21 protein-coding genes are annotated in these 24,736 nt (G+C 68.2%); 17 read left to right on the top strand and 4 right to left on the bottom strand.

What is annotated here, in order from left to right:
- The first annotated feature begins 2 nt into the window (after window positions 1-2).
- From AC1MFL_RS18865 to AC1MFL_RS18790, 16 genes are all read left to right on the top strand, one after another.
- Window positions 3-1,106 (top strand): tRNA (adenine-N1)-methyltransferase, encoded by a 1,104-nt coding sequence (locus tag AC1MFL_RS18865; protein ID WP_479811943.1) that lies wholly within the window; start codon window positions 3-5, stop codon window positions 1,104-1,106.
- Window positions 1,107-1,188: 82 nt separating this feature from the next.
- Window positions 1,189-2,985: a proteasome ATPase gene (arc, locus tag AC1MFL_RS18860; RefSeq protein ID WP_479811941.1), complete on the top strand. Its 1,797-nt coding sequence runs from the start codon at window positions 1,189-1,191 to the stop codon at window positions 2,983-2,985.
- Between the two features lie 59 nt (window positions 2,986-3,044).
- Window positions 3,045-4,655, top strand: coding sequence for a depupylase/deamidase Dop (dop, locus tag AC1MFL_RS18855; RefSeq protein ID WP_479815566.1), 1,611 nt, complete (start codon window positions 3,045-3,047; stop codon window positions 4,653-4,655).
- Window positions 4,656-4,754: 99 nt separating this feature from the next.
- Entirely contained in the window at window positions 4,755-4,958 is a 204-nt protein-coding gene (locus AC1MFL_RS18850; RefSeq protein ID WP_479811940.1) for a ubiquitin-like protein Pup, read from the top strand.
- An 89-nt stretch (window positions 4,959-5,047) separates the two neighbouring features.
- Window positions 5,048-5,920: a proteasome subunit beta gene (prcB, locus tag AC1MFL_RS18845; protein ID WP_479811939.1), complete on the top strand. Its 873-nt coding sequence runs from the start codon at window positions 5,048-5,050 to the stop codon at window positions 5,918-5,920.
- A gap of 1 nt (window position 5,921) precedes the next feature.
- The gene (gene prcA / locus AC1MFL_RS18840; protein ID WP_479811938.1) at window positions 5,922-6,629 is read left to right on the top strand and encodes a proteasome subunit alpha; all 708 of its coding nucleotides are present in this window, start codon (window positions 5,922-5,924) and stop codon (window positions 6,627-6,629) included.
- A gap of 1 nt (window position 6,630) precedes the next feature.
- A complete protein-coding gene (pafA, locus tag AC1MFL_RS18835) occupies window positions 6,631-7,995 on the top strand; it encodes a Pup--protein ligase (RefSeq protein WP_479811936.1) in 1,365 nt (454 codons plus the stop codon).
- A gap of 111 nt (window positions 7,996-8,106) precedes the next feature.
- The gene (locus AC1MFL_RS18830; RefSeq protein ID WP_479811934.1) at window positions 8,107-9,036 is read left to right on the top strand and encodes an FKBP-type peptidyl-prolyl cis-trans isomerase; all 930 of its coding nucleotides are present in this window, start codon (window positions 8,107-8,109) and stop codon (window positions 9,034-9,036) included.
- 44 nt (window positions 9,037-9,080) lie between these two features.
- Window positions 9,081-9,476, top strand: coding sequence for an FKBP-type peptidyl-prolyl cis-trans isomerase (locus AC1MFL_RS18825; RefSeq protein ID WP_479811932.1), 396 nt, complete (start codon window positions 9,081-9,083; stop codon window positions 9,474-9,476).
- 137 nt (window positions 9,477-9,613) lie between these two features.
- Window positions 9,614-11,614 (top strand): helix-turn-helix transcriptional regulator, encoded by a 2,001-nt coding sequence (locus AC1MFL_RS18820; RefSeq protein WP_479811930.1) that lies wholly within the window; start codon window positions 9,614-9,616, stop codon window positions 11,612-11,614.
- Window positions 11,615-11,640: 26 nt separating this feature from the next.
- A complete protein-coding gene (locus tag AC1MFL_RS18815; RefSeq protein WP_479811928.1) occupies window positions 11,641-12,027 on the top strand; it encodes a hypothetical protein in 387 nt (128 codons plus the stop codon).
- Between the two features lie 35 nt (window positions 12,028-12,062).
- Window positions 12,063-12,332 (top strand): Sec-independent protein translocase subunit TatA, encoded by a 270-nt coding sequence (tatA, locus tag AC1MFL_RS18810; RefSeq protein ID WP_479811926.1) that lies wholly within the window; start codon window positions 12,063-12,065, stop codon window positions 12,330-12,332.
- 48 nt (window positions 12,333-12,380) lie between these two features.
- Window positions 12,381-13,175, top strand: a complete 795-nt coding sequence (tatC, locus tag AC1MFL_RS18805) for a twin-arginine translocase subunit TatC (protein ID WP_479811924.1) — start codon at window positions 12,381-12,383, stop codon at window positions 13,173-13,175.
- Between the two features lie 24 nt (window positions 13,176-13,199).
- Entirely contained in the window at window positions 13,200-16,088 is a 2,889-nt protein-coding gene (locus AC1MFL_RS18800; protein WP_479811922.1) for a DEAD/DEAH box helicase, read from the top strand.
- Window positions 16,089-16,243: 155 nt separating this feature from the next.
- Window positions 16,244-17,902 (top strand): amidohydrolase, encoded by a 1,659-nt coding sequence (locus AC1MFL_RS18795; protein WP_479811920.1) that lies wholly within the window; start codon window positions 16,244-16,246, stop codon window positions 17,900-17,902.
- Window positions 17,903-18,369: 467 nt separating this feature from the next.
- Window positions 18,370-19,113, top strand: a complete 744-nt coding sequence (locus AC1MFL_RS18790; protein ID WP_479811918.1) for a polyprenol monophosphomannose synthase — start codon at window positions 18,370-18,372, stop codon at window positions 19,111-19,113.
- A 127-nt stretch (window positions 19,114-19,240) separates the two neighbouring features.
- Here AC1MFL_RS18790 and AC1MFL_RS18785 read toward each other — a convergent pair whose 3' ends face one another.
- The 4 genes from AC1MFL_RS18785 to AC1MFL_RS18770 form a co-directional block, all read right to left on the bottom strand.
- Window positions 19,241-19,588 (bottom strand): RNA polymerase-binding protein RbpA, encoded by a 348-nt coding sequence (locus AC1MFL_RS18785; protein WP_226761285.1) that lies wholly within the window; start codon window positions 19,586-19,588, stop codon window positions 19,241-19,243.
- Window positions 19,589-19,911: 323 nt separating this feature from the next.
- Complete coding sequence (locus tag AC1MFL_RS18780; RefSeq protein ID WP_479811916.1) at window positions 19,912-20,964, bottom strand: SPFH domain-containing protein; 1,053 nt, start codon at window positions 20,962-20,964, stop codon at window positions 19,912-19,914.
- A 96-nt stretch (window positions 20,965-21,060) separates the two neighbouring features.
- Window positions 21,061-21,522 carry an NfeD family protein gene (locus tag AC1MFL_RS18775; RefSeq protein ID WP_479811914.1) on the bottom strand — a complete coding sequence of 154 codons (462 nt, stop codon included), beginning with the start codon at window positions 21,520-21,522 and terminating at the stop codon, window positions 21,061-21,063.
- Between the two features lie 142 nt (window positions 21,523-21,664).
- A complete protein-coding gene (locus AC1MFL_RS18770) occupies window positions 21,665-22,540 on the bottom strand; it encodes a methyltransferase domain-containing protein (protein ID WP_479811912.1) in 876 nt (291 codons plus the stop codon).
- Between the two features lie 114 nt (window positions 22,541-22,654).
- Between AC1MFL_RS18770 and AC1MFL_RS18765 the strand changes: the two genes are divergently transcribed.
- Complete coding sequence (locus AC1MFL_RS18765) at window positions 22,655-24,736, top strand: S9 family peptidase (RefSeq protein WP_479811910.1); 2,082 nt, start codon at window positions 22,655-22,657, stop codon at window positions 24,734-24,736.

Raw genomic sequence — 24,736 nt, 5'->3', positions numbered from 1 at the left:
TCATGAGCAGCGACACCGCCGCCAGCACCAGCCCCGACGACGCCGCAACAGCCGGCAGCGCAGCCATCCACACGGCCGCCCCGGCGGGCAGCGCGGCACGCGCGGCCGCCGCCCCCGTCGGCGCCGCACGCCGCCGTGGACCGTTCCGTGAAGGGGAGCGCGTTCAGCTCACCGACGAGCGCGGACGCATGAACACCATCAGCCTCGAAGCCGGCGGAGCGTTCCACACCCACCGTGGCTTCCTGAACCACGACGAGATCATCGGCAAGCCCGACGGCTCCGTCGTGGTCAACAACGTCGGCCAGCAGTACCAGACGCTCCGCCCCCTGCTCTCGGACTTTGTCCTCTCGATGCCCCGCGGCGCAGCCGTCGTGTACCCCAAGGACGCCGGCCAGATCGTCACCATGGCCGACATCTTCCCCGGCGCACGCGTCGTCGAAGCCGGCGTGGGCTCCGGCGCGCTGTCCATCTCGCTGCTCCGTGCGGTGGGGGATAACGGCTACCTGCACTCCTTTGAACGCCGGGAAGAATTCGCCGACATCGCCCGCGGCAATGTCGAGACGATCTTCGGCGGACCGCACCCGGCCTGGCAGATCTCCATCGGCGATTTCCAGGAGGAAGTGGTCCGCACCGAGGAGCCGGGCTCCGTGGACCGCGTCGTCCTGGACATGCTCGCACCGTGGGAATGCCTCGACGCTGTCGCCACCGTCCTGGCGCCGGGCGGAGTCTGGATCAACTATGTCGCCACGGTGACACAACTGTCCCGGACCGCGGAGGCCATCCGCGCCGACGGCCGCTTCACCGAACCCGACGCCTGGGAATCCATGGTCCGCGGCTGGCACCTCGAGGGCCTGGCGGTGCGCCCCGACCACCGCATGGTCGCGCACACCGGCTTCCTCCTCGTGACCCGGCGGCTGGCCGACGGCGTCACGGGCATCTCCGTGAAGCGCCGCCCGTCCAAGACCGGCTTCAACGAAGAGGACGTCAACGCTTGGACGCCGGGTGCCGTGGGGGAGCGCGCCGTCTCGGACAAGAAACTGCGCCGGGCCGCCCGGGACGCCATCGCCGGGACCAACGTCAAGGACGATCCGGATATTACAAAGTAGTCCGCATTTCGGAAGTCTTCAGCGGGGTCCGGCTTCTTGGGGCTAATGTCTTAATAGAAGCGTAGGAAGGGGCTGATGCACGATGGAGACTCCGAACACTGATCCGGGCCAGACGCCGGCAGAGGACGCGGCGGCCGCCGCGGGACAGGCGCACGCCACCGATGGTGGCCGCTACGCCGCCAGCGAACTCTCCGTGGCCGAGCGGCAGGTCAATATCCTCCGGGACAAACTCCGGCATATTGACCGCCAGCTCGCCGCCGCCACGCAGAACAACTCCAAGCTTGTGGGCATGCTGGAGACCGCGAAAGCGGAAATTCTCCGGCTCAAGAACGCCCTCGACCAGGAGGGCCAGCCGCCTTACAGCTTCGGCACCGTGCTGCAGCTGAACCCGAAACGGCATCCCTCCACCGCCAACGGCGGCCAAGCCGCCACCGAGGAATCGGTGGACATCTTCAACGCCGGGCGCAAAATGCGGGTGGGGATCAGCCCGCTGGTCAACATGAACCAGCTCGCGGTCGGCCAGGAAGTCCTCCTGAACGAGGCGCTGATGGTGGTCGCCGGGCTGGGCTACGAACGGGCCGGGGACCTCGTCACCCTGAAGGAAATGCTGGGGGCGGACCGGGCCCTGGTGGTCGGCCGGGCGGACGAGGAACGCGTCGTCCGGCTCTCCGGCGCCCTGCTGGCGCAGAAGCTGCGGGTTGGCGATGCCCTTTCCATTGATTCGCGCACCGGCTACGCCCTGGAGAAGATCCCGCGCTCCGAGGTGGAGAACCTCGTCCTCGAAGAAGTGCCGGACATCACCTACCAGGACATCGGCGGCCTGGGACCGCAGATCGAGCAGATCCGCGACGCCGTGGAGCTGCCGTTCCTGCATCCGGACCTGTACCGCGAGCACGGCCTCAAGGCACCCAAGGGCATCCTGCTCTACGGTCCGCCGGGCTGCGGCAAGACGCTGATCGCCAAGGCCGTCGCGAATTCCCTCGCCGCGCGGGCCGCCGAACGCACCGGCAAGACGGACATGAAGAGCTACTTCCTGAACATCAAGGGACCGGAGCTGCTGGACAAGTACGTCGGCGAGACCGAACGGCACATCCGGCTGATCTTCGCCCGCGCCCGGGAGAAGGCGTCCGAGGGCAGCCCCGTAGTGGTCTTCTTCGACGAAATGGACTCGCTGTTCCGCACCCGCGGCACCGGCATCTCCTCCGACGTGGAAACAACCATCGTCCCGCAGCTGCTCAGCGAGATCGACGGCGTGGAGCGGCTGGACAACGTGATCGTGATCGGCGCGTCCAACCGCGAAGACATGATCGACCCCGCGATCCTGCGGCCGGGCCGCCTGGACGTCAAGGTCAAGATCCACCGCCCCGACGCCGAGGCCGCGGCGGACATCTTCAACAAATACATCACCGCCGACCTTCCGTTCCACGAGTCCGATCTCGCCGAGCACCACGGCGACGTCCAGGCCACCGTGGACGCGATGGTCCAGCGCACCGTGGAGGCCATGTACTCCACCGACAAGTCCAACGAATACCTCGAGGTCACCTACGCCAACGGTGACACCGAAATGCTGTACTTCAAGGACTTCAACTCCGGCGCGGTGGTGCAGAACGTCGTCGACCGGGCCAAAAAGTACGCCATCAAGGACCTGCTCACCGTGGGCCAGAAGGGCATCCGCATCGACCACCTGCTGCGGGCAGTCGTTGACGAGTTCCGCGAGCACGAGGACATGCCCAACACCACCAATCCGGATGACTGGGCGCGGATCTCGGGCAAGAAGGGCGAACGCATCACGTACATCCGCACCATCGTCCAGGGCAAGGCCGGGCAGGAGCCCGGCAAGTCCATCGAGACGATGCCGAGCACAGGCCAGTACCTGTGACGTCGGCTGTTCCCGGCAGGCCGGCCGGTCTTCCCGGTGCCCTGCCGGTAGGCGGAGCCATGCGGGTGATGGGCTCGGAGACCGAATACGGCATCCACGCGCCCTCCGCGCCCGGGGCCAACGCCACGATGATGTCCGCCCGGGTGATCCAGGCGTACGCCCAGGTGACCCGGCAGCGAGCCGCCGGCGGCGCCGAGACCCGCTGGGACTACACCGACGAGGAACCGCTGCACGACGCCCGCGGCTGGACACTGGAGCGCAGCCAGGCCGACCCCGATCAGCTGACTGACCAGCCGCCTGTCCTCGACGCCGAGGCCGTCGCCCTCGCCTACGGGCGCCAGGAACTCGAGGCCGACGGCGAGGACGAGTCCGGCACGCTGCTGATGAACATGGTCCTCGGCAACGGCGCCCGGCTCTACGTCGACCACGCCCATCCCGAGTATTCCAGCCCGGAAGTGACCAACCCGCGCGCCGCCGTCACCTGGGATGCCGCCGGAGACCTCGTGGCGCTGGCGGCGGTGCGGCGGCTGGCCGCCGACCCGGATCTGCCGCCGGTCAACCTCTACAAGAACAACACCGACAACAAGTCCGTCTCCTACGGGTCCCACGAGAACTACCTGATGCCACGGTCGGTGCCGTTCGGGGACATTGTCCGCGGCCTGACCCCGTTCTTCATCACCCGGCAGATCATCTGCGGTGCCGGCCGGGTCGGCATGAAACAGGACGGCTCCCGCCACGGCTACCAGATCAGCCAGCGGGCAGACTTTTTCGAGACCGAGGTCGGGCTCGAAACCACGATCCGCCGTCCCATCATCAACACCCGCGACGAACCCCACGCGACCGCGGACAAGTACCGCCGGCTGCACGTCATCATCGGTGATGCCAACCTCAGCCAGGCCTCCAACTTCCTCAAATTCGGCACCACCGCGATGGTCCTGAGCCTGATCGAGGCCGGCCTGGCCCCCAAAATCGAAGTCCACGAGCCGGTCGCCGCGCTGCAGTCCGTCAGCCACGACACCTCGCTCACAGCCACCGTCCGGCTGCTCGACGGGCGGCGGCTCACCGCCCTGGACCTGCAGTGGATCTACTACGAGGCTGCCGCCAAGCACGCCCAGGATACCGGCGTCGCCGACGCCGTGGACGGGGACGGGCACACCCACGAAGTGCTGGAACGCTGGTCGGCGACGCTGACCGAACTGGCCGGCGACCGGGCGGCCGCCGCGTCCTCCGTGGAATGGCTCGCGAAACTCTCCCTGCTGGACGGCTACCGGGAACGCGACGGGCTCGACTGGGGCCACGCCCGGCTGGGGCTCGTGGACCTCCAGTGGGCTGACATCCGGCCCGAAAAGGGGCTCTATTACCGCCTGCTGGCACGGGACCGCATGCAGCGGATCGTCGACGACGGCCTGATCCAGCGGGCGGTCACCGAACCGCCGTCGGACACCCGCGCCTACTTCCGGGGCCGCTGCGTCAGCCGTTTCGGGTCCGGCGTCGTCGGCGCCAGCTGGGACTCCGTGATCTTCGATGTGCCCGGCCGCGGCAGGCTTCAGCGGGTCCCCACACGCGAACCGCTGCGTGGCACCGAGGCACTCACCGGCGGCCTTTTTGCCCGGCACCGGGAAGCCGGGCCCTTCCTCGCCGAACTGCTGGGACTCCCGCCCGGTTCCTGAAGAAAAGGGCCCCGCCGGAGCCCCGCCGGAGCCCCGGGCGTGGCAATATGGCTTACAGGATGTCCCTTGCGAAAAAGGGACGGACAAAAGGAGAAAACAATGGCAGGCCAGGAGCAGCAGCAGCCGCAGTCGCGGGACACCGAAGTCGAAGAAGACGTCCCCGCCGCACCTCCCGCCCCCGCGGAGGCGCAGGCGTCAGCCGCCACCCAGGGCGTCGACGATCTGCTGGACGAGATTGACGGGGTGCTGGAGTCCAACGCCGAGGAGTTCGTCCGCGCATTTGTCCAAAAGGGCGGCCAGTAGCACCGCCGGACCGCGGCGGCCCACGGGTTGCGCCGACACAGGGCTGAGGGCCGGAAGCCGTTGATTCACTACGTTGAGGGAGTGCACCAGTGCAGGAAACCACCGCCAACCAGGTAGCAGCCAACGCCACGTCCTCCTTCACTGAACATCTGCAACGCCAGCGGCCTGACTTATTGCCTTTCGGCCAATTGCCTTTCGGCCAATCGCCTTTCGGCCAGCAACTGCCCTTCAGCCAGGGCCAGCAGCTTCCGGCGGGCAACCCGGCCACACCCCTGCAGGTGCCGCACGGGACCACGATCGTGGCGATGAGCTACGCCGGCGGCGTGCTGATGGCAGGGGACCGGCGCGCCACAATGGGCAACGTCATCGCCAGCCGGCACATCGAGAAAGTGTTCCCGGCCGACCAGTTCTCGGTGCTGGGCATCGCCGGGACCGCGGGAATCGCGCTCGATATCACCCGGCTCTTCCAGGTCGAACTCGAACACTACGAGAAGATCGAAGGGACCCTCCTCAGCCTCGACGGCAAAGCCAACCGGCTTGGCGCCATGATCCGCAGCAACCTGCCGATGGCGATGCAGGGCCTGGCCGTCGTGCCGCTGTTCGCCGGCTTCGACCGTCCCGCCGGCGTTGGCCGGCTCTTCTCCTACGACGTCACCGGCGGACGGTACGAGGAGCAGGAGCACCACTCGGTCGGATCTGGCTCGATGTTCGCCCGCGGCGCCCTCAAAAAGCTCTGGCGGCCCAACCTCACGGAACAGCAGGCCGTCGCCGTCGCCGTCGAGGCGCTTTACGATGCCGCCGACGACGACTCCGCCACCGGCGGCCCGGACCCCGTCCGGCAGCTCTGGCCGGTGGTATACATCGTCAACCGGACCGGGGCCTTCCGGGTTCCGGAGCGCGAGCTCGCAGCCATGGCCGGCACCATCATAGAATCCAGGGCCGTGGCCCAGCGGGAGGCCTGAGATGACCCAGCAGTTCTACGTTTCGCCCGAACAACTGATGAAGGACCGCGCGGATTTCGCGCGGAAAGGCATCGCGCGCGGGCGCTCCGTGGTTGTCATCAGCTGCCGCGACGGGATCGCCCTCGTGGCCGAGAACCCCTCCCCGTCGCTGCACAAGATCGGCGAGATCTACGACAAGATCGCGTTTGCCGCCGTGGGCAAATACAACGAATTTGAAAGCCTCCGCCAGGCCGGGGTGCGCTACGCCGATGTGCGCGGCTATTCCTACGACCGGGAGGACGTCACGGCCAGGGGCCTCGCGAGCGTTTACGCGCAAAGCCTGGGGGCGGTCTTCACTGCGGAACAGAAACCTTTCGAAGTCGAGCTCGCCGTGGCCGAGGTGGGCCCTTCCCAGGAATTGGACCACCTTTACCGGCTGACCTTCGACGGGTCGATCGCCGACGAAAACGGCTTCGTTGTGATGGGCGGCCAGGCGGACAAGGTGTCGGAGGCCGTCGCCGCAGGCTGGCAGGGCGACCTCGACTTCGCCGGCGCCATCAGGCTTGCCCTGGCCGGCCTCGTGGCCGACAAGGAGACCACCACGCTGCCGGCGTCGGCCGTGGAGGTGGCGGTGCTGGACCGCGGCTCGGAAAGCAGCCGCGGCACCCGACGCGCCTTCCGCCGGCTCGAAGACGCAGACATCACCGCACTGCTGGCTGAGGAGAACTGAGATGGACAAGCGCATTTTCGGCATCGAGACCGAGTTCGGAATTTCCTACTCGAGCCCGGAGTCCCGCCCGCTGGCCCCCGAAGAGGTGGCCCGCTACCTGTTCCGCAAGGTGGTCAGCTGGGGGAGATCCTCCAATGTGTTCCTGACCAACGGCTCCCGGCTGTATCTCGACGTCGGATCCCACCCGGAGTACGCCACCGCGGAATGCGACGACCTCGCCCAGCTGATCGCGCACGACCGGGCCGGGGAACTGATCCTCGATGACCTCGTCGACGAGGCGCAGGAACGGCTCGCGGCGGAGGGCTTCAACGGCACCGTCTACCTGTTCAAGAACAACACCGACTCCGCCGGGAACTCCTACGGCAGCCACGAGAACTACCTCATCCCGCGCCGCGGCGAGTTCTCCCGGCTTGCCGAGATCCTGATTCCCTTTCTGGTGACCCGGCAGCTCATCGCCGGCGCCGGCAAAATCCTGAAGACCCCGCACGGGGCCACGTACGCGTTCTCCCAGCGCGCGGACCACATCTGGGAGGGGGTCTCCTCCGCCACGACCCGGTCCCGGCCGATCATCAACACCCGCGACGAGCCGCATGCCGACGCGGAGTTCTACCGCCGGCTGCACGTGATCGTGGGCGACTCCAACATGTCCGAGACCACGGCGCTGCTCAAGGTCGGAACCGTTGACCTGATCCTGCGGATGATTGAAGCCGGGGTCATCATGCGCGACATGCGGATGGAGAACCCGATCCGCAGCATCCGGGAAATCTCGCACGACCTCAGCGGCCGCGCCCTCGTCCGGCTCGCGAACGGCCGCCAGCTCACCGCCCTGGAAATCCAGCGCGAATATCTGGGCAAGGTCACGGCGTTCGTCGCCGAGCAGGGCGCCCACAATGCGCACGTTCCGCTGATCCTGGACCTCTGGGAACGCACGCTCGATGCGATCGAAAGCGGCGACACCAGCAGGATCGACACCGAAGTGGACTGGGCGATCAAGAAGAAGCTCATGGACAACTACCGCGAACGGCACAAACTGGGCCTCGACGCACCCAGGATCGCCCAGCTGGACCTGACCTACCATGACATTTCGCGTACCCGCGGGCTCTACTACCTGCTCCAGTCACGCGGCGCCGTGCGCCGCGTGGTCGATGACACCGCGGTCAAGGACGCGGTGGACGCCCCGCCGCAGACCACCCGCGCCAAACTCCGGGGCGACTTCGTCCGGCGCGCGCAGGAACTGGGCCGCGACTACACCGTCGACTGGGTCCATCTGAAGCTCAATGACCGCGCCCACCAGACCCTTTTGTGCAAGGACCCGTTCCGCAGTGTGGACGAGCGGGTGGATGCCCTGCTGAGCTCTATGGGCTGATACCCAGCTTTCCGCGTTATTCTGGAGGGGTTGCCGTTCGCGGCCAACGCTTGCTTTGCCGCTGGCAACTGCCCGGCGAGGCGTCCATCCTGCCCCGACGAAAGTTCTTAAGTGCGCCGACTACTTGCAATTCTTCTTCCCGGACTGCTGCTGCTGACTGCCTGCGGCGGCGGCGAACCGGCCGCCCCGGAACCGACCAGCCAGTCCGCCGGCGAGACCGCCAAGCTGGACTCCCTCAAGCTGACGGAGAACGGCGACAAGAAGGCCCCCGGTGTCGAATTCACCCAGCCCCTCGAGGTCAAGGAACCCACCGTCAAGGTGGTCACGGAGGGCGACGGCGACCGGGTCAAGGCGAACCAGATCGCCTTCTACTCCTTTCTTGCTGTCAGCGGTAAGGACGGCTCCACCCTGGAGGACACCTTCCCCAAGGATCCCGACGAGCTCGAATTGAACGATGAGCTCAAGACCAGCAGTGGCTTCATCTACAACGCCTTCGTCGGCGCCAAGACCGGCTCCGTCCTGGCCCTTGCCGTTCCCGGCAACGCAGCCGCTGAAGGCGCAGAGGCACAGCCCACCCAGCTCCTCGTCGTCAAGGTGGTCTCCGCCAAGGACGCACCCCCGGTCCTGGCCAAGCCCGAAGGCGAGGCTGTCACCCCGCCGGCCGGACTGCCGACCGTCAAGGACAATGACAAGGGCATCCCGGAGATCACCACGGCTGGGGTAGCCGCCCCGACCGCGCTCGTGTCCCAGGACCTCATCAAGGGCAAGGGCCCGGAGGTCAAGGCAAGCGACAAGATTACAGCCAACTATGTTGGTGTGACGCTCGCTGACGGCAAGAAATTTGATTCAAGCTATGACAAGGGGAAGCCCGCGTCCTTCAGCCTCCAGGAAGTCTACGCAGGCTGGACCCAAGGCCTGACAGGCAAGACCGTCGGGTCCCGGGTTCTTCTAGTCATTCCTGCGCCCCTGGGCAACCCCGACCCGAGCAAGGGTCCGCAGGGCGACCTCGTCTTCGTCGTCGACATCCTCGGCGTCAAGTAACCCCATACCCGCACCAACCCCAAACCACACCAGAAGGAGCAACCATGTCATTTGGACAGCGCAACCTTGACCGCCAGAAGCCGGAAATTGACTTCCCCCAGGGCGACGTTCCCACCGAGCTGGTCATCACCGACCTGATCGAAGGCGACGGCGCCGAGGCCAAGGCCGGCGACACCGTCTCCACCCACTACGTCGGCGTGGCCTGGTCCACCGGCGAAGAGTTTGACGCCTCCTGGAGCCGCGGCGCGCCGCTCGACTTCCGCGTCGGCGTCGGCCAGGTCATCCAGGGCTGGGACCAGGGCCTGCTGGGCATGAAGGTCGGCGGCCGACGCCGGCTGGAAATCCCCTCCGAGCTGGCCTACGGCTCGCGCGGCGCCGGCGGGGCTATCGGCCCCAACGAGGCCCTGATCTTCGTCGTCGACCTCGTCGGCGTCCGCTAGCACCCACCGGCCCCGGCCCGGGCCGTCCAGGCCCGGCGCCGTCCGGCTCCACAAAGCGCGGCAACAATCGGAAAACTTCTTCCGGCTGTTGCCGCGCTTTTGTCAGTTTCGGGCAGGGACTTTAGTACCCTTGCGGGGTGTCAGCCTCACGTACAGAACGCCTCCTGAACCTGCTTATCGCCCTGCTCAACACCACATACGGGCTGCGCCGCGGTGAGCTGCGCGAGAAGGTCTACCACGACACCACCAGCACCGACGTCGCCTTCGGCCGGATGTTCGAACGCGACAAGGGCGAGCTGCGGCAGTTCGGTTTCGAGGTCGAGACGGTCCGGGACAAGGGCTGGGGTTCGGATGATCCGGCCACCACCCGCTACCGGATTGGCAAGGACTCCAACCGGCTTCCGGACGTCAGCCTCACCCCGGCAGAGTGCACCGTGCTCATCCTCGCCGCCCAGCTCTGGGAACACGCCGCCCTGGGCTCCGCCGCCGTCAACGCGGTCCGGAAGCTGCAGGCCTCCGGCGGCCTCGTCGACGCCGAACTCCCCGCCGGGGTCCAGCCGCGGATCCGCCCCGCCGGCCAGGCCTTCGAGGACCTGGTCGCCGCCATGCACGCCCAGCACCCGGTCAGCTTCCGCTACCTCGCCGGCAGCACCGGCCAGGAGGAGCAGCGGTTCGTGGAGCCGTGGGGCCTCGGCAGCCGCTTCGGCCAGTGGTACCTCGTTGCCCGGGACCGGACCCGCGGGGAGAAGCGCTTCTTCCGGCTCTCCCGCCTCACCTCGGCCGTGACCGTCCTGGACAAGGAACACTTCGCCCCGCCGGCGGACTTCAACGTCCGCGCCGAACTCGCCGGGCTGGCGGAGCTGCCGGTCCGCACCGCCGTCGTCGACGTCCAGGCGGGCAGGCTGCACGGTCTGCGCCAACGGGCCGCCCCCGGCGCCGCCATCCCGGAAGGCCCTGCCGGGCCGCCCCACACCGGCCGGGACCGTCTCGGCGTGCCGTACCGGGACGCCGAGACCCTCGCCGAGGAACTCGCCTCCTACGGGCCCCGGGTCCTGGTGGTCTCCCCGCCTGAACTCGTGGCATCCGTGCGGCGCCGCCTGGCGGCCGCAGCCGACTTTGCCGCCGCGCCGGTCCCGGCGATCTCCTTCCCGGCGGCCGCTATCCCGGCGGCCCGGCGCGGCCGCAAACGCACGTCCGAGGACCAGCTGGCCCGGATGCTGCAGCTCGTGCCGTTCCTGGTGCACAACCAGGGCCTCCACATCAGCGAAGTCGCAGCGAAGTTCGGAATCACCCGCAACGAACTGGAAGCGGACCTGCGGATCCTGATCTGCTCCGGCCTGCCGGAAGGCTACCCCGACGACCTGCTGGACATCCAGTGGGACGACGACCACGTCACCATCAGCCAGGACCTCGACCTGAACCGCCCCGTCCGCTTCACCGTGGAGGAGGCCTGTGCCCTGCTGACCGGCCTGGAAACGCTCAACGGCCTGCCTCAGCTTGCCGAAGGCAGCGCGCTGGAATCGGTCACGCTCAAGCTCATGGCAGCAGCGGGGGAGGAGGGGCTCAAGGCGGCGGCACTGTCCGGACCCGAGGTGGGCCCAGGCAACTCGGCAGCCCTGGAAACCGCCCGCGAAGCCATCCGGACCGGCGCCCAGCTGCGGCTGCGCTACTTCTCCCCCCTCCGCGATAGCGTCTCCGAACGCAGCATCGACCCGCTGCGGCTGTATTCGCTGGACAACACCTGGTACCTCGAGGCCTACTGCCATTCCGCGCAGGGCCTGCGCAACTTCCGGCTGGACCGGATCGAGGCCCTCGAAACCACCGGCCTGCCCGTCTCGGAGACGGCCACGCCCGGCGGGAGTTACCCCGTCAAACTCTTCACCCCCAACGACGACGACACGGTGGTGGTGGTTGAACTGACCCGCCGCGGCGCCGGCCTCGCCGACGAATATTACGCGGAACGGACGGCGGAACTGCCCGACGGCGGGCTGCTGGCTGAAATCCGCTTCGGCAGCACCGACTGGCTGCCGATGTTCGTGGCCCAGCACGGGGGGACCGCCCGGATCCTGCAGCCCGAAGAACTCGCCGACGCTTCCCGCCAGTGGCTGGCCGCCGCTCTGGCCCAATATGAAGACTAGCCAGCGCGGCGGCTAGACTACTCAGCATGCCTTGGTGGTCCTGGATCGTAATCTGGATAGCGCTTGTCGCGCTGTCGCTGTTGTTCTTCGTTGTGCTCGGCGTCCGGTTGTTCCGGAAGTTCATGGCGACACTCAAGGACCTCGGGGAAGCGGGGGAGCGGTTCTCCGCCTTCCCGTCGGCCCCCCAGGCGTCAGCCCAGGCGGCCGGGGACGCGGGCGCCGCGGCCGGGACTCAGGACGCGCAGGGACCGTTGCCGGAACCCGGATCCGCGGTTTTTGCCTCACCCGCGCAAATGGGGCATGACTACCGCGCCGCCAAGTTTGCCCGTCAGGAAGCCCGCCGCAAGCGGCGCGTCCAGCGCAAACTGGACCGCGGCCAGCCCCAGCGGCTGCGCGACATCGAATTCAGTTAGACATAGGATGTATTCAAACGAAAGGACCTCCTGTCATGAGGCTTGAAGGCTGGCATCTCATCATCATCATCGTTCTGGCACTGGTGCTTTTCGCTGCACCGAAGCTGCCCGGCATGGCCCGAAGCTTGGGCCAGTCGATGCGCATCTTCAAGTCGGAAGTCCGGGAGATGAAAAAAGACGGCTCCACGGACGCCGCCGACGGCTCCGAGCCGGTCGAGGGCCGGGTCGTGAACCACCCGAAGTCCAACGGCGCGGAAACCCGCGCCGCAGACGGAACCGACGTTCCGCCGCCGAACCGCGCCTAGCACCGCGTGGCAGTAACCATGAGCCGCCGGTCGAACCCCGAGGGGAGGATGGCGCTCCTCGATCACCTGAAGGAACTGCGGAACCGCCTCTTCAAGTCCGCGATCGCGGTACTCCTGGGCACCGTCGTCGGGTTCCTCGTCTACCAGCCCATGCTTGCGGCGCTGATCAAACCCATCAGCGACCTCAACACGCATGAAGGCCGGCAGGCGACGCTGAACTTTGACGGTGTGGCCAGTTCTTTTGACCTGATGATCCAGGTGTCCGTCTTCCTGGGCCTGATCGTCGCCAGCCCCGTCTGGCTCTACCAGCTGTGGGCCTTCATCGTTCCCGGCCTGCACAAGAAGGAACGCCGGATGGCGCTGTCCTTCGTCGCTGCCGCCGTTCCGCTGTTTGTGGGCGGCGTCCTGCTGGCGTGGCTGGTGCTTCCGAACGCGGTCCGGGTGCTGACCGATTTCACCCCTGCCGGCGGCTCGAACTTCATCAGCGCCCAGGTGTACCTCTCCTTCGTGCTGCGGCTGCTGCTGGCCTTTGGCATCGCCTTCCTGCTGCCGGTGGTCCTCGTCGGGCTGAACCTGGCCGGGATCATCAAAGGCAAACAGCTCCTCAAGAGCTGGCGCATCACCGTGTTCCTGGTCTGCCTCTTCGCCGCCATGGCGGCACCGGGCGCGGACGCGATGAGTATGTTCTACCTCGCCGGACCCATGCTCATTCTCTTCTTCGCCGCGATCGGCCTGTGCCTGTTGAACGACCGCCGCCGCGAACGGCGTGCCGTCAAAAGGGCCGCCGAGACCGAAGCGACCGCGGACCAGGGGACTCCCAGCTCCGAGCTGGAGAATCTCTAGCCCTTGGCGCATTAGGCTGGAAGCATGTCCTCACTACCCGGGCCGGAATCGCCGTCTGACCGCTACCGAGCCAGCGCCGAGCGGGCCGCAGAAGCCAAAACCTATCTGGGCGGCTTCATCCGTTCGCTTGCCTTCGAACTCGACGACTTCCAGCGCGAGGCGTGCCTGTCCCTGCAGGCCGGCCGGGGCGTCCTGGTGGCCGCCCCCACCGGTGCCGGCAAGACGATCGTGGGGGAGTTCGCCATCTACCTGGCGCTGCAGCGCGGGCTCAAGGCTTTCTACACGACCCCGATCAAGGCCCTGAGCAACCAGAAGTACTCGGAGCTGGCCGACAAGTACGGTCCCGACCGGGTGGGCCTCCTGACCGGCGACACATCCATCAACGGCGACGCCCCCGTCGTCGTGATGACCACCGAGGTGCTCCGCAACATGCTCTACGCGGATTCGAGCACCCTCGGCGACCTCGGCTACGTCGTGATGGACGAAGTCCACTACCTCGCGGACCGGTTCCGGGGCGCCGTCTGGGAAGAGGTCATCATCCACCTGCCCAGCGAAGTCCAGGTGGCCTCGCTCAGTGCGACGGTGTCCAACGCCGAAGAATTCGGCGCCTGGCTGGACACTGTGCGCGGCCAGACCGACGTGATCGTTTCCGAGCACCGGCCGGTGCCGCTCTGGCAGCACGTGATGGTGGGCCGGAAGATCGTGGACCTCTTCGCCGGCGACACCAGCTTCGATGAGATCGCCCCGGCCGGCGCGGCGGCCTCGTCCGCCGCCACCGCGGAAACGGCGGACCTGACTGCCCGCACGGGGTTCGAGGTCAACCCCGAGCTGCTCTCCATGGCCCGCGCCGAGAGCCAGATGAACTTCCGAGGCCGCTTCAGCAAGGGTGGCCGGAACGTCCGGCGCCAGCACAACCAGCGCGACGAGGCCCCCCAGGGCGGCACGCGCAGCCCGGTCCGGAAGGCCAGCCGCCCCCAGGTCATCGCCAGCCTGGACCGGCAGGACCTGCTGCCGGCCATCACCTTCATTTTCTCCCGCGCAGGCTGCGACGCGGCCGTGGCACAGTGCGTCGCCGCCGGGCTGTGGCTGACCACCGAGCAGGAGCAGCTCATCATTGCGCGGCGCGTCGATGAGGCGGCGCAGGACATCCCCTCCGATGACCTGGACATCCTGGGCTTCTGGAGCTGGCGCGACGGGCTGCTGCGCGGACTGGCAGCCCACCACGCCGGGATGCTGCCCACCTTCAAGGAAGTCGTTGAAAAGCTCTTTGTCGACGGGCTGGTCAAGGCCGTGTTCGCGACCGAAACCCTGGCGCTCGGCGTCAACATGCCGGCCCGCTCCGTTGTGCTGGAGAAGCTCGAGAAGTTCAACGGCGAGGCACACGTCAACATCACCGCGGGTGAGTACACCCAGCTGACCGGCCGCGCCGGCCGCCGCGGGATCGACGTCGAGGGCCACGCCGTGGTCCTGTGGCAGCCCGGCACGGATCCCGCCGCCGTCGCCGGCCTCGCCTCGCGCCGCACGTACCCGCTGAACTCCAGCTTCCGGCCCACGTACAACATGTCCATCAACCTGCTCGCACAGTTCGGCCGGCCCCGGGCGCGGGAGATCCTTGAGTCCTCCTTCGCCCAGTTCCAGGCCGACCGCTCCGTGGTCGGGCTCGCGAAACAGGTGCGCAGCCGCGAGGAATCCCTGGCGGGCTTCAGCAAGGCGATGACGTGCCACCTCGGCGACTTCACCGACTACTCCCGGATCCGCCGTGCGCTTTCCGACGCGGAGAAGAACGCCTCCCAAACCAGCTCACGGGCCAGGAAATCCGTGACCGAGGACTCCCTGAGCCGGCTGCTCCCCGGGGACGTGGTGGACGTACCCACCGGCCGCGCACCCGGCATCGCCGTCGTCCTCAGCTCCGACCACCACTCCCGCGAGCCGCGGCCAGCCGTGATGACCTTGGACAACCAGCTGCGGCGGATCGGCACCCAGGACGTGGAAGGGCCGCTGGCCCCGATCACCAGGGTCCGCATCCCGAAATCCTTCAATGCCAAGGTGCCCAAGTCACGGCGGGATCTGGCGTCCTCGGTCCGCAATGCCCTGCGCGAGAACCGGCCCCCGGCGCCGCCAAACCGGAACGAGGACTTTGGCCGCGCCGCAGCCCAGCCGGACCTTGAAAAGAAGATCACCGAGCTGCGCCGCCAACTCCGCGCCCACCCGTGCCATGGCTGCAGTGAACGCGAGGACCACGCTCGCTGGTCTGAGCGCTACTGGAAGCTCCGCCAGGAGACCGACGGGCTGGTCCGCCAGATCCAGGGCCGCACCAACACCATTGCCAAGACCTTCGACCGGGTGTGCGGCGTCCTGTCCAGCTACGGCTACCTGGAAACCTCCGACGCCGGGGTGCTCACCATCAGCGCCGACGGGCAGCGGCTGCGCCGCATCTACGGCGAGAAGGACCTGCTGATTTCCCAGTCCCTGCGGCTGGGGGCCTTCAGTGACCTTGACGCCGCCGAGGTCGCTGCCCTGGCCAGCATCCTGGTCTACCAGGCCAAACGTGAGGACCGCGGGCTCCGGCCCAAGATGCCGAGCGTGTCCCTCGAGTCCGCCATCGACATCGTGGTGCAGGAATGGTCCGCCCTGGAGGACGTCGAGGAGGCCAGCAAGCTACCGCTCACCGGCGAACCCGAGCTCGGCCTGGTCTGGCCGATCTTCAAGTGGGCCAGGGGCCGGCACCTGCAGGACGTCCTCAGCGGCACTGACCTTGCCGCGGGCGACTTCGTCCGCTGGGTGAAACAGGTCATCGACCTGCTGGACCAGCTGGCCAAAATACCGTCGCTGGACCCGCGGGTGGCGCGGCTGTGCGGCGAAGCCATCAAGCTCATCAAGCGCGGCGTCGTCGCGTATTCCTCCGTGGCCTGACCGCCGCGGCCCGGCCCTCGCGCCGATCATGCCGCCACCGGATCATGCCACCACCGGATCAGGCCAGCACCGGACCATGCCAGCACCGGACCATGCCAGCACCGTTGAAACCGTCCGGCCCGCGCCGGACACCAGCCCCAAGGAGTCACCGCCCCATGACCGATTCACCAGCCACCCCCGCGCCGCACAAGGTGACGCTGTACCGGAACGGTTCCGTCTACACCGCCGCCGACCCCTTCGCGACGGCGATGCTGGTCGACGGCGACACCGTCGCCTGGGTTGGCTCGGAACAGGCGGCGACCTCGATTGCCGATTCCTCAATGGAGGTCATCGATTTGCAGGGCGCGCTCCTGGCTCCCGGCTTCGTCGACTCCCACGTCCACCTCACCGAGACCGGCATCGCACTGGACTCCCTGCAGCTGGGCGGGGTGCGCTCCGCCCGGGAACTGCTCGACGCCGTCGCCGGCTTCAGCGCCTCCGCTTCCGGCGCGGGCGGCACCGTGCTGGGCCACGGCTGGGACGAGACCCAGTGGCCGGACTCCACGCTGCCGTCCCGGGAAGACCTGGACCGCGCCTCCGGCGGGCGCCAGGTGTACCTCTCGCGGGTCGACGTGCACTCCGCCCTTGTGTCCTCCTCGCTGGCAGGGACCGCCGGCCTCGACGGGATCGAGGGCGCCGGTGCGGGCGGCCAGGTCAAAAGTGCCGCGCACACCGCCGCGCGGCTGGCTGCGCGCCGGGTGCCCGCCGCCGCGATCCGCGGCTACCAGCAGCGTGCCCTGGCCGAAGCGGCCGCCAACGGCTACGTGGCCCTGGCTGAAATGGCGGCGCCGCACATCGGCAGCACCGAGGACCTGCAGCTCGCCGCGGCCTGGAACGCGGGGCCGGACGCGGTCCCGGAGATCCTGCCGTACTGGGGCCAGCTGGCCGACTCGGCGGAACATGCCCAGTCGATCCTGGAGGGCCTGGGCGTGTCCGTGCTCGGCCTCGCGGGGGACCTGAACATCGACGGCTCAATCGGTTCGCGGACCGCGGCGCTGCGGGCGGACTACAGCGACGCCCCGGGCGAACGCGGCAGCCTGTACCTCTCGGTCGCGGAAGCGGCGGCCCACCTGGCAGCGTGCTCGATGCTGGGGATCCAGGCAGGCTTCCATGTGATCGGCGACGCCGGCCTCGACGCCGCGCTGGACGCCCTGGACCAGGCGGCTGCGGAGGTGGGGGAGCAGAAGGTCCGCGCCGCGGGCCACCGCTTCGAACATGTCGAGCTCGCCGACGCGGAGGCGATCAGCCGGCTGGCCAAGTACTCCGTTTCCGTCAGTGCCCAGCCCGGCTTCGACGCTGCCTGGGGCGGTGAGGGCAGTCTCTACCAGCAGCGGCTGGGCTCCCGGCGCGCCGGGATAAACCCGTTCGCCTCCTTCTACGCCGCCGGCGTCCCGATCTGCTTTGGCAGTGACAGCCCGGTGACGCCACTGCGTCCCTGGGCAAGCGTCCGGGCGTGCCTGCAGCACAACAACCCGGCGGAGCAGATCTCTGCCCGTGCGGCGTTCCTCGGACACACGCGGGCGGGCTGGCGGGCTGCCCGGTACCGGAACCCGATGGCGGGCCAGCTGGTACCCGGCGCCCCCGCGAGCTTCGCCGTGTGGCAGGTCGAGGAGCTGATGGTCCAGGTGTCCGACGGCCGGGTCCAGTCGTGGAGCACGGACCCCCGGGCCCGGACGCCGCTGCTGCCGGCGCTGGACACCGGCGCCGAGCCGGGCTGCCTGCAGACGGTCAGGGACGGCCGGGAACTGTACTCCAGCGGCGCACTCCGGGCCTGACGGCCGGGACCCCGGCCGCCGGGCCCGTCCCGAAACTTTTCCCGCCGCAACACGGCCCTGACCTGCGACGATGGATGAAACGGCAGGTCACGGAGCGGTTGACAGATCAGGGCCTGCCCGTAGCATTGAGGGTCAACGGAGGGTTGCGGGGACCGCAGCCTCCGGACGTCCCCCGGTCAGCTTCAGGTTGCCGCTAGCGCGGCAGCTTCCCTGGTCGTGGCCATGGGTACTCCCTGGGGGCGGGTCCACTTCGCAGTAGAAAACGGTTCCGGCGGCTTATTTCACGGGCTGCCGAAACTGGCCCGCAGCGGGTGGACCCGCCCGGGAGGACCCTGATGGGCCGGGGGACGGGCCCTGGATGGCCCCGGGACGCTCCGGCGACTCCCTATAATGGAGAGCTGCGCCTGGTGTCAGCTCACCACAGTCCGCCCGGCGTTTGACCGCTCCCTTCAAGGAAAGGCCTCGCTGTGCGTGTCCTCACGATCATCCCGACCTACAACGAGCTGGAATCGTTGCCCAAGACCCTCGAGCGCCTCCGCGCGGCTGTGCCGGGCTCCGATGTCCTGGTTGTCGACGACAACAGCCCCGACGGCACCGGGCAGCTGGCGGACCGCTTCGCCGCGGAGGACAGCCAGGTCCACGTATTGCACCGTGCGGGCAAGGCCGGCCTCGGGGCCGCGTACATCGCCGGCTTCAGGTGGGGGCTCGAGGCCGGATACGACGTCCTCGTGGAGATGGACGCCGACGGCTCGCACCAGCCCGAGCAGCTTCCCCAGCTCCTCGAGGCCGTGGAACAGGGCGCCGACCTCGCCATGGGCTCGCGCTGGGTACCCGGTGGCAGCGTCGTGAACTGGCCGCTGTACCGGCAGGCGATCTCCCGGGTGGGGAGCACCTACGCGCGGCTCATGCTTGGCTTGAAGATTAAGGACGTCACCGGAGGCTTCCGCGCGTTCCGCCGGGGCACCCTGGAAAAACTGAACCTGGACACCGTCGATTCAGTCGGCTACGGATTCCAGGTGGACCTGGCCTGGCGGGTGGCGAAGCTCGGTCTCACGATTGTGGAGCGCCCCATCACTTTCGTCGAGCGGGAACTGGGCGACTCGAAGATGAGCGGAAACATCGTGGTCGAAGCCATGATCAATGTCACCCGGTGGGGCCTGACCGCCCGCTGGAACACCCTCGCCGGGAAGCTCCCCGGCAAGAAGGCCTAGCCGGCGCCGGCATAAGTGCGCCGGCCCTTAAACCAAAACAACGCGGGGTCACTTCCGGCCCATCCGAGGCATCAGGATGGGCTGTAAGTGACCCCGCGTTGTTTGAAGTGGCGGGTGCGCGGGCTGGCTAGGCTGAGCGCCGTTCGCCGCGGCGTTCGCGCAGGATCGTCAGGCGGTCCGCGAGGATCTGCTCGAGTTCAGGCAGTGAGCGACGTTCCAGGAGCATGTCCCAGTGCGTGCGGACTGCCTTCTCGTTGAGGTTCACGGGGCGTTCGCCGTCGACGAGCAAGGCTTCCTTGCCGGTCTTCGACACCCATACCGGGGGGATCTCCGCTTCGGAGGAGAAGGTCACGAATACCTGCTCGCCGTCCGCGCAACGGTATTCAACCCGCTGGCGCGGAGCCGGTTCGACGCCGGATTCAGTCTCCATACTCTGTGCGCCGAGGCGCATACCCCGCAGGCTGCGATCGCTCATCTTTTCTCCCTCTATTCGGTTCGCAGGGTCATGCCCTGCGTTTGCCGGGGGCCGTGAGGCCGCACCGGACTGTTGTTTGCGTTGCGCCGTCTCAACCGGACCCATACCGGACAAATCGTCACTGTATGAAACGCTTCGCGAAGCTTAATTGTTCCGCCCGACTGAACGAGCCGGACAAATATTCAAGTATACGGGAACAGGGCACCTCTGGTAAAGCCTGCTGGGTCCGCGCGGGCGGTTCCGCCCACGGAAACACGGGCGGTTCCGCCCACGGGGAAGGGGAGGCACCCGCGGCGCGGCTGCCTCCCCTTTCGTTCGGGAGTTTAGGCCTCCGGCTGCCCCGGGAAGCCTGTCGGACCGGCGTCGGCCGCTGCCGCAGGAGCTGTGGCAGCGGTTGTGGCGGCTGGCGCGGGAGCGGTGGCGGGTCTTGCCGGGCGGGTGGCAGCGGGTTCCGCCGCGGCGTCGGATCCGGGGCCGAACAGCCCGTCGTTGAACTGGCCGTCCTTGCTGCCGCCGAGTGCGTTGCCAATGCCCTTGAGGGCTTCGCCGACTTCACTGGGGATGATCCAGAGCTTGTTGGCGGATCCTTCGGCGATCTTCGGAAGGGTCTGCAGGTACTGGTAGGCCAGGAGCTTCTGGTCCGGGTTGCCCTTGTGGATCGCGTCGAACACCTTCTGGATGGCCTGCGCCTCGCCGTCGGCCCGGAGGATCGCCGCTTTCGCGTCACCCTCGGCCTTCAGGATCGAGGACTGCCGCTGTCCTTCGGCGGTCAGGATGGCGGACTGCTTGGTGCCTTCCGCGGTCAGGATGGCGGCGCGGCGGTCGCGCTCTGCCCGCATCTGCTTCTCCATCGAGTCCTGGATGGAGTGGGGCGGATCAATGGCCTTGAGCTCCACCCGGGAGACCCGGATGCCCCAGCGGCCGGTCGCTTCGTCCAGCACGCCGCGCAGCTGCCCGTTGATCTGGTCACGGGAGGTCAGGGCCTCTTCGAGGTTCAGTCCGCCGACGACGTTGCGGAGCGTCGTGGTGGTGAGCTGTTCCACCGCCTGGATGTAGTTGGCGATCTCGTACGTGGCCGCCCGCGCATCGGTGACCTGGAAGTAGACGACCGTGTCGATCGAGACAACCAGGTTGTCCTCGGTGATGACCGGCTGCGGCGGGAAGGAGACCACCTGTTCGCGCAGGTCAAGCAGCGGCAGCAGCCGGTCCACGAACGGGATCAGGATCGTGAGGCCGGGGTTCAGCGTCCGCTGGTACTTGCCCAGCCGTTCGACGACGCCGGCACGGGCCTGCGGGACAATCCGCACCGACCGGACCAGCACGATTATTACGAACGCAACGAGAACCAGCAGCACGATTGCGACTGCGATATCCATACATCACCTATTCCCCAGATTGGTCTTGCTATGGTGCGCGGCGGTGTCCCGCCGCGTGCCCGGCACCGCTGGCGGCCGCCGGAATTCTTGCGCCTGCTACTGGATGGCGGTTTCCGGCTGCGGGGCAACGACGGCGGTGGCGCCGTCGATCGCGCTGACGATCCCCCGCTGGCCCGGCGCAAGGACGCCGGTCTCGGAACGGGCGCTCCAGACGTCCCCGCCGATCTTGACCAGGCCGCCGCTCGCGCTGACCGGCTCCATCACGAGGGCGGATTCGCCGATCAGCCGTTCAACGTTGCTGCGGCGGTCCGCCGGGCCCTTGTGCAGGTGCTTGAGCGCAACCGGCCGCACGAAGCCGATCATCAGGAGGGAAACCACGCAGAAGGCCACAATCTGCAGGCCCGGGTTCGCGCCCGCGAAGGCTGCCACCAGACCTGCCAGGGCCCCGCCGCCGAGCATGATGAAGAACAGGTCGAGGGTGAGCATCTCCACCACAGCGAACACCAGGAAGACCGTGAGCCACAGGGCCCACCAGTTTTCGGGCAGCCATTCAAACATCGTTTCCCCCTTCGCACCGGGGGCTGCGGGCGCAGACCCTCAGTAACTGTGATTCCATCCTAAGCCGAAGGGCAACGCCTGCCGAGGACCGCGGAGGGCCGCCGGCGAAAGTGGCCAAGCCGTTACCTGGAGTACCGCAGGACTAGCGGCGCGGCTCGAAAACACTGATCCGGAAACGGGCCGACACAGATGTCAGCGGCGGCAGGGAGGCCGCGAGGGACGCCAACGCTCCGCGGTCCAGATGATGTCCGGCCGGCCCCATGAGGGCCAGCCTGGCGACGTCGTCCGGGGCCAGCCGGAGCGGCACGTCCAGATTGTCGGCGGACAGCGCTGAAAAATGTCCCTCGAGCGACGCCGCGAGCCGCTCGTCCTTCGCCGGGTCGATCCCAAGCATCCCGGCGCGCCCCGCGATCTCCCCGAGATGGCCCGGCCGGGGGGTCACCACGATGAGCCGGCCGCCAGGACGAAGCACCCGGGCGAACTCGCCCGCGTTGCGCGGCGCGAAAACCACGGTGACGACGTCGGCCGCGCCGTCAGCGACCGGCAGCGGCTGCCAGACGTCACAGACGAGGTTCACGGCCTCCGGATTCAGCCTGGCGGCCCGGCGGAGCGCGAACTTCGAAATGTCCAGGCCGACGGCCGCCGTGGGCGCCCCGTCGGCAGCCATCCGGTCCAGCAGGGCCCGGAGGTAGTGGCCGGTGCCGGTACCGGCGTCCAGCACCGTCCTGGGATTCTGCGCCGTGCCGCCGGACAGCACCGGGGCGGCCAGCTCCGCCACGGCGCCGGCGAGTGGACGGTAGTGGCCGGCGGAGAGGAAGTCGAAGCGGGCGGCGACCATGTCGGCGGTGTCGGACTCGAACACCGTGCCTTTGCCCACCAGGAAATTGAAGTACCCCTGTTTCGCCGCGTCGAAGCTGTGGCCGGCCGGGCATACCAAGGTGCGGGCGGCGCCGTCGCTGAATCCGAGGCGGTTCCGGCAGACCGGGCACAGCAGGGCGGCGGCGGGGACGGGGGGCATAGTGTCCATCCTAGGGGCGGCGCACCCGGCACGGCGTGGGCGCGCTGCCACGGCGTCCGGCGCGCCGGGGTGAGCTGTTTCACAGCCGGGGGAACTGGGGCTAGGCTCGCACAGGTGAAATCAGAACATCTCCCGCTGATCAATTCCGTTTCCGCTCCCGCCGTGCATCCGGACGGCACGCGTGCCGTGGTGTCCGTGCTCCGGCCCGACTTCGACGCCGATGCCTACGTCGGCCAGCTGTGGACTGTCCCGCTGGACCCGGACCAGCCTCCACGCCGCCTGACCCGCGGATTCCGCGACACGGCCCCGGATTTCTCCCCGGACGGACAGGTGCTCGCGTTCCTGCGCGCCGCTGCCGGCGGCAAACCCCAGCTCCACATCGTGGAGGCGGGCGGCGGGGAGCCGCAGCCGGTCACCGATGCCCCGCTGGGGGTGTCGGCGTTCGCATGGTCGCCTGACTCGCGGCGCGTCGTCTACAGTGCCCGGACTCCGGAGGAGGGGCGCTACGGCGATACCGCTGGGGTCTCCGCGGGATCCGAGGACGCGCGGCTGATCACCGACTACCAGTACCGGATGAACGGCGTCGGCTATACCGCGGACAAGCCGGTGCAGCTTTTCCTGCTCGAGCTGCCCGCACTCGGATCCGAACCCAAAGTGGCGCCGGCCGGCCGGGCACTGAAGGACCGCACCTCAGCTGTTCACGGCAGCAACCCGCCCGGCCTGTTGCCGGTCGCGCGGCAGCTCACCTCCGCTGCCACTGACCACAACGGCGCCAGCTTCAGCACCGACGGCAACAACATTTACTTCACGGCAGCCCTGCACGAGGGCAGCGACGCCGATCTCGCCAGCGGCATCTACCGCATCGCCGTGGGGGAGGGCGCTCTGGAAGAGGGCGCTATGGGGGAAGGCACCGGGGGATCGGAGCCGGAACCCGTCGCCCCGGCCAACACCGGCCGCCAGAGCGTCCACGCCGTCCGGCAGTCGCAGGACGGGCAGTGGCTGTTTTTCCTCGCCCAGGACCTGGGCGGGTCGGGACAGGACTTCGTGGCACGCAACACCGCGCTTTACGTGCTGCCGGCCGGCGGCGGCGACGCCGCGCGGCTGAGCGACGCCGAGACGATGGACCTCGGCTGCAACGGCCGGATCGAACTGGCCGGGTCTGGCTCGGCGCTGCTGCTGAACAACACCCGGGGAACGGTTGAGTTGCTAGAATTCCAGGCCGCCGGGAACCACCGGCGTCTGGTCAAGGGCGAACGGGTGGTCACCGGTGCCGCGGCCGGCGGCGGATCGGTCGTGGTCAGCTTCGCCGATGCGGCGACCGCGGGGGATGTTGCGGTGCTCGACGGCGGGCAACCCCGCACCCTGACCGATTTTTCCGCCCCACTGCGTGCGGACGCCGGAATCATCGAACCGCTCGAGCTCACGGTCGCTTCCGGCGACGGCTACCCCGTCCATGGCTGGCTCGTGAAGCCGCCGGGCGAGGGCCCGCACCCGGTCCTGCTCAACATCCACGGCGGCCCGTTCGCCCAGTTCACCGGAGCGCTTTTCGATGAGGCCCAGGTCTATGCCGCGGCGGGCTACGCGGTCCTGATGTGCAACCCGCGCGGCTCCGCCGGCTATGGCCAGGCCCACGGCCGGGCCATCAAGGAGAAGATGGGCACCCTGGACATGCAGGACGTCCTGGCCTTCCTCGACGGCGCGCTCGGCAAGTTCGAGGAGCTCGACGCCGGGTCGCTCGGCATCATGGGAGGTTCCTATGGTGGCTACCTGACTGCCTGGACCATCAGCCATGACCACCGCTTCAGGGCCGCCATCGTGGAACGCGGATTCCTGGATCCCGTGAGTTTCATCGGGTCCTCCGACATCGGCTGGTTCTTCGGCGGGGAGTACACCGGGCGTTCGGCCGAACTGATGGCGGCGCAGAGCCCGATGGCCCGGGTGGACCAGGTGCGCACCCCGGCGTTGGTCATTCACAGCGAGGACGATCTCCGGTGCCCGGTGGAACAGGGGCAGCGGTATTTCACGGCGCTCAAACAGCTCGGGGTGGAGGCCGCGTTCCTGGTCTTCCCAGGGGAGAACCATGAGCTGTCGCGCGCCGGCACGCCCCACCACCGCAAACAGCGCTTCGACCAGATCCTGGCGTGGTGGGCCCGGTACCTTCCGACCACGGCGAACCCGGCCTCTGCGGCCCGGTGA

Source organism: Arthrobacter sp. BG3, assembly GCF_056680185.1.
The sequence above is the reverse complement of the archived record's forward strand: the minus strand, read 5'-3'. Positions and strand labels throughout refer to the sequence as shown.

Coding starts and splice junctions, on each gene's coding strand:
- AC1MFL_RS18785 (WP_226761285.1), bottom strand. CDS start 19,588: ATGAGCGATCGCAGCCTGCGGGGTATGCGCCTCGGCGCACAGAGTATG.
- tatC (WP_479811924.1), top strand. CDS start 12,381: ATGGCGCTCCTCGATCACCTGAAGGAACTGCGGAACCGCCTCTTCAAG.
- tatA (WP_479811926.1), top strand. CDS start 12,063: ATGAGGCTTGAAGGCTGGCATCTCATCATCATCATCGTTCTGGCACTG.
- AC1MFL_RS18850 (WP_479811940.1), top strand. CDS start 4,755: ATGGCAGGCCAGGAGCAGCAGCAGCCGCAGTCGCGGGACACCGAAGTC.
- prcA (WP_479811938.1), top strand. CDS start 5,922: ATGACCCAGCAGTTCTACGTTTCGCCCGAACAACTGATGAAGGACCGC.
- dop (WP_479815566.1), top strand. CDS start 3,045: ATGCGGGTGATGGGCTCGGAGACCGAATACGGCATCCACGCGCCCTCC.
- AC1MFL_RS18800 (WP_479811922.1), top strand. CDS start 13,200: ATGTCCTCACTACCCGGGCCGGAATCGCCGTCTGACCGCTACCGAGCC.
- AC1MFL_RS18865 (WP_479811943.1), top strand. CDS start 3: ATGAGCAGCGACACCGCCGCCAGCACCAGCCCCGACGACGCCGCAACA.
- AC1MFL_RS18795 (WP_479811920.1), top strand. CDS start 16,244: ATGACCGATTCACCAGCCACCCCCGCGCCGCACAAGGTGACGCTGTAC.
- arc (WP_479811941.1), top strand. CDS start 1,189: ATGGAGACTCCGAACACTGATCCGGGCCAGACGCCGGCAGAGGACGCG.
- pafA (WP_479811936.1), top strand. CDS start 6,631: ATGGACAAGCGCATTTTCGGCATCGAGACCGAGTTCGGAATTTCCTAC.
- AC1MFL_RS18815 (WP_479811928.1), top strand. CDS start 11,641: ATGCCTTGGTGGTCCTGGATCGTAATCTGGATAGCGCTTGTCGCGCTG.
- AC1MFL_RS18775 (WP_479811914.1), bottom strand. CDS start 21,522: ATGTTTGAATGGCTGCCCGAAAACTGGTGGGCCCTGTGGCTCACGGTC.
- AC1MFL_RS18780 (WP_479811916.1), bottom strand. CDS start 20,964: ATGGATATCGCAGTCGCAATCGTGCTGCTGGTTCTCGTTGCGTTCGTA.
- AC1MFL_RS18825 (WP_479811932.1), top strand. CDS start 9,081: ATGTCATTTGGACAGCGCAACCTTGACCGCCAGAAGCCGGAAATTGAC.
- AC1MFL_RS18770 (WP_479811912.1), bottom strand. CDS start 22,540: ATGCCCCCCGTCCCCGCCGCCGCCCTGCTGTGCCCGGTCTGCCGGAAC.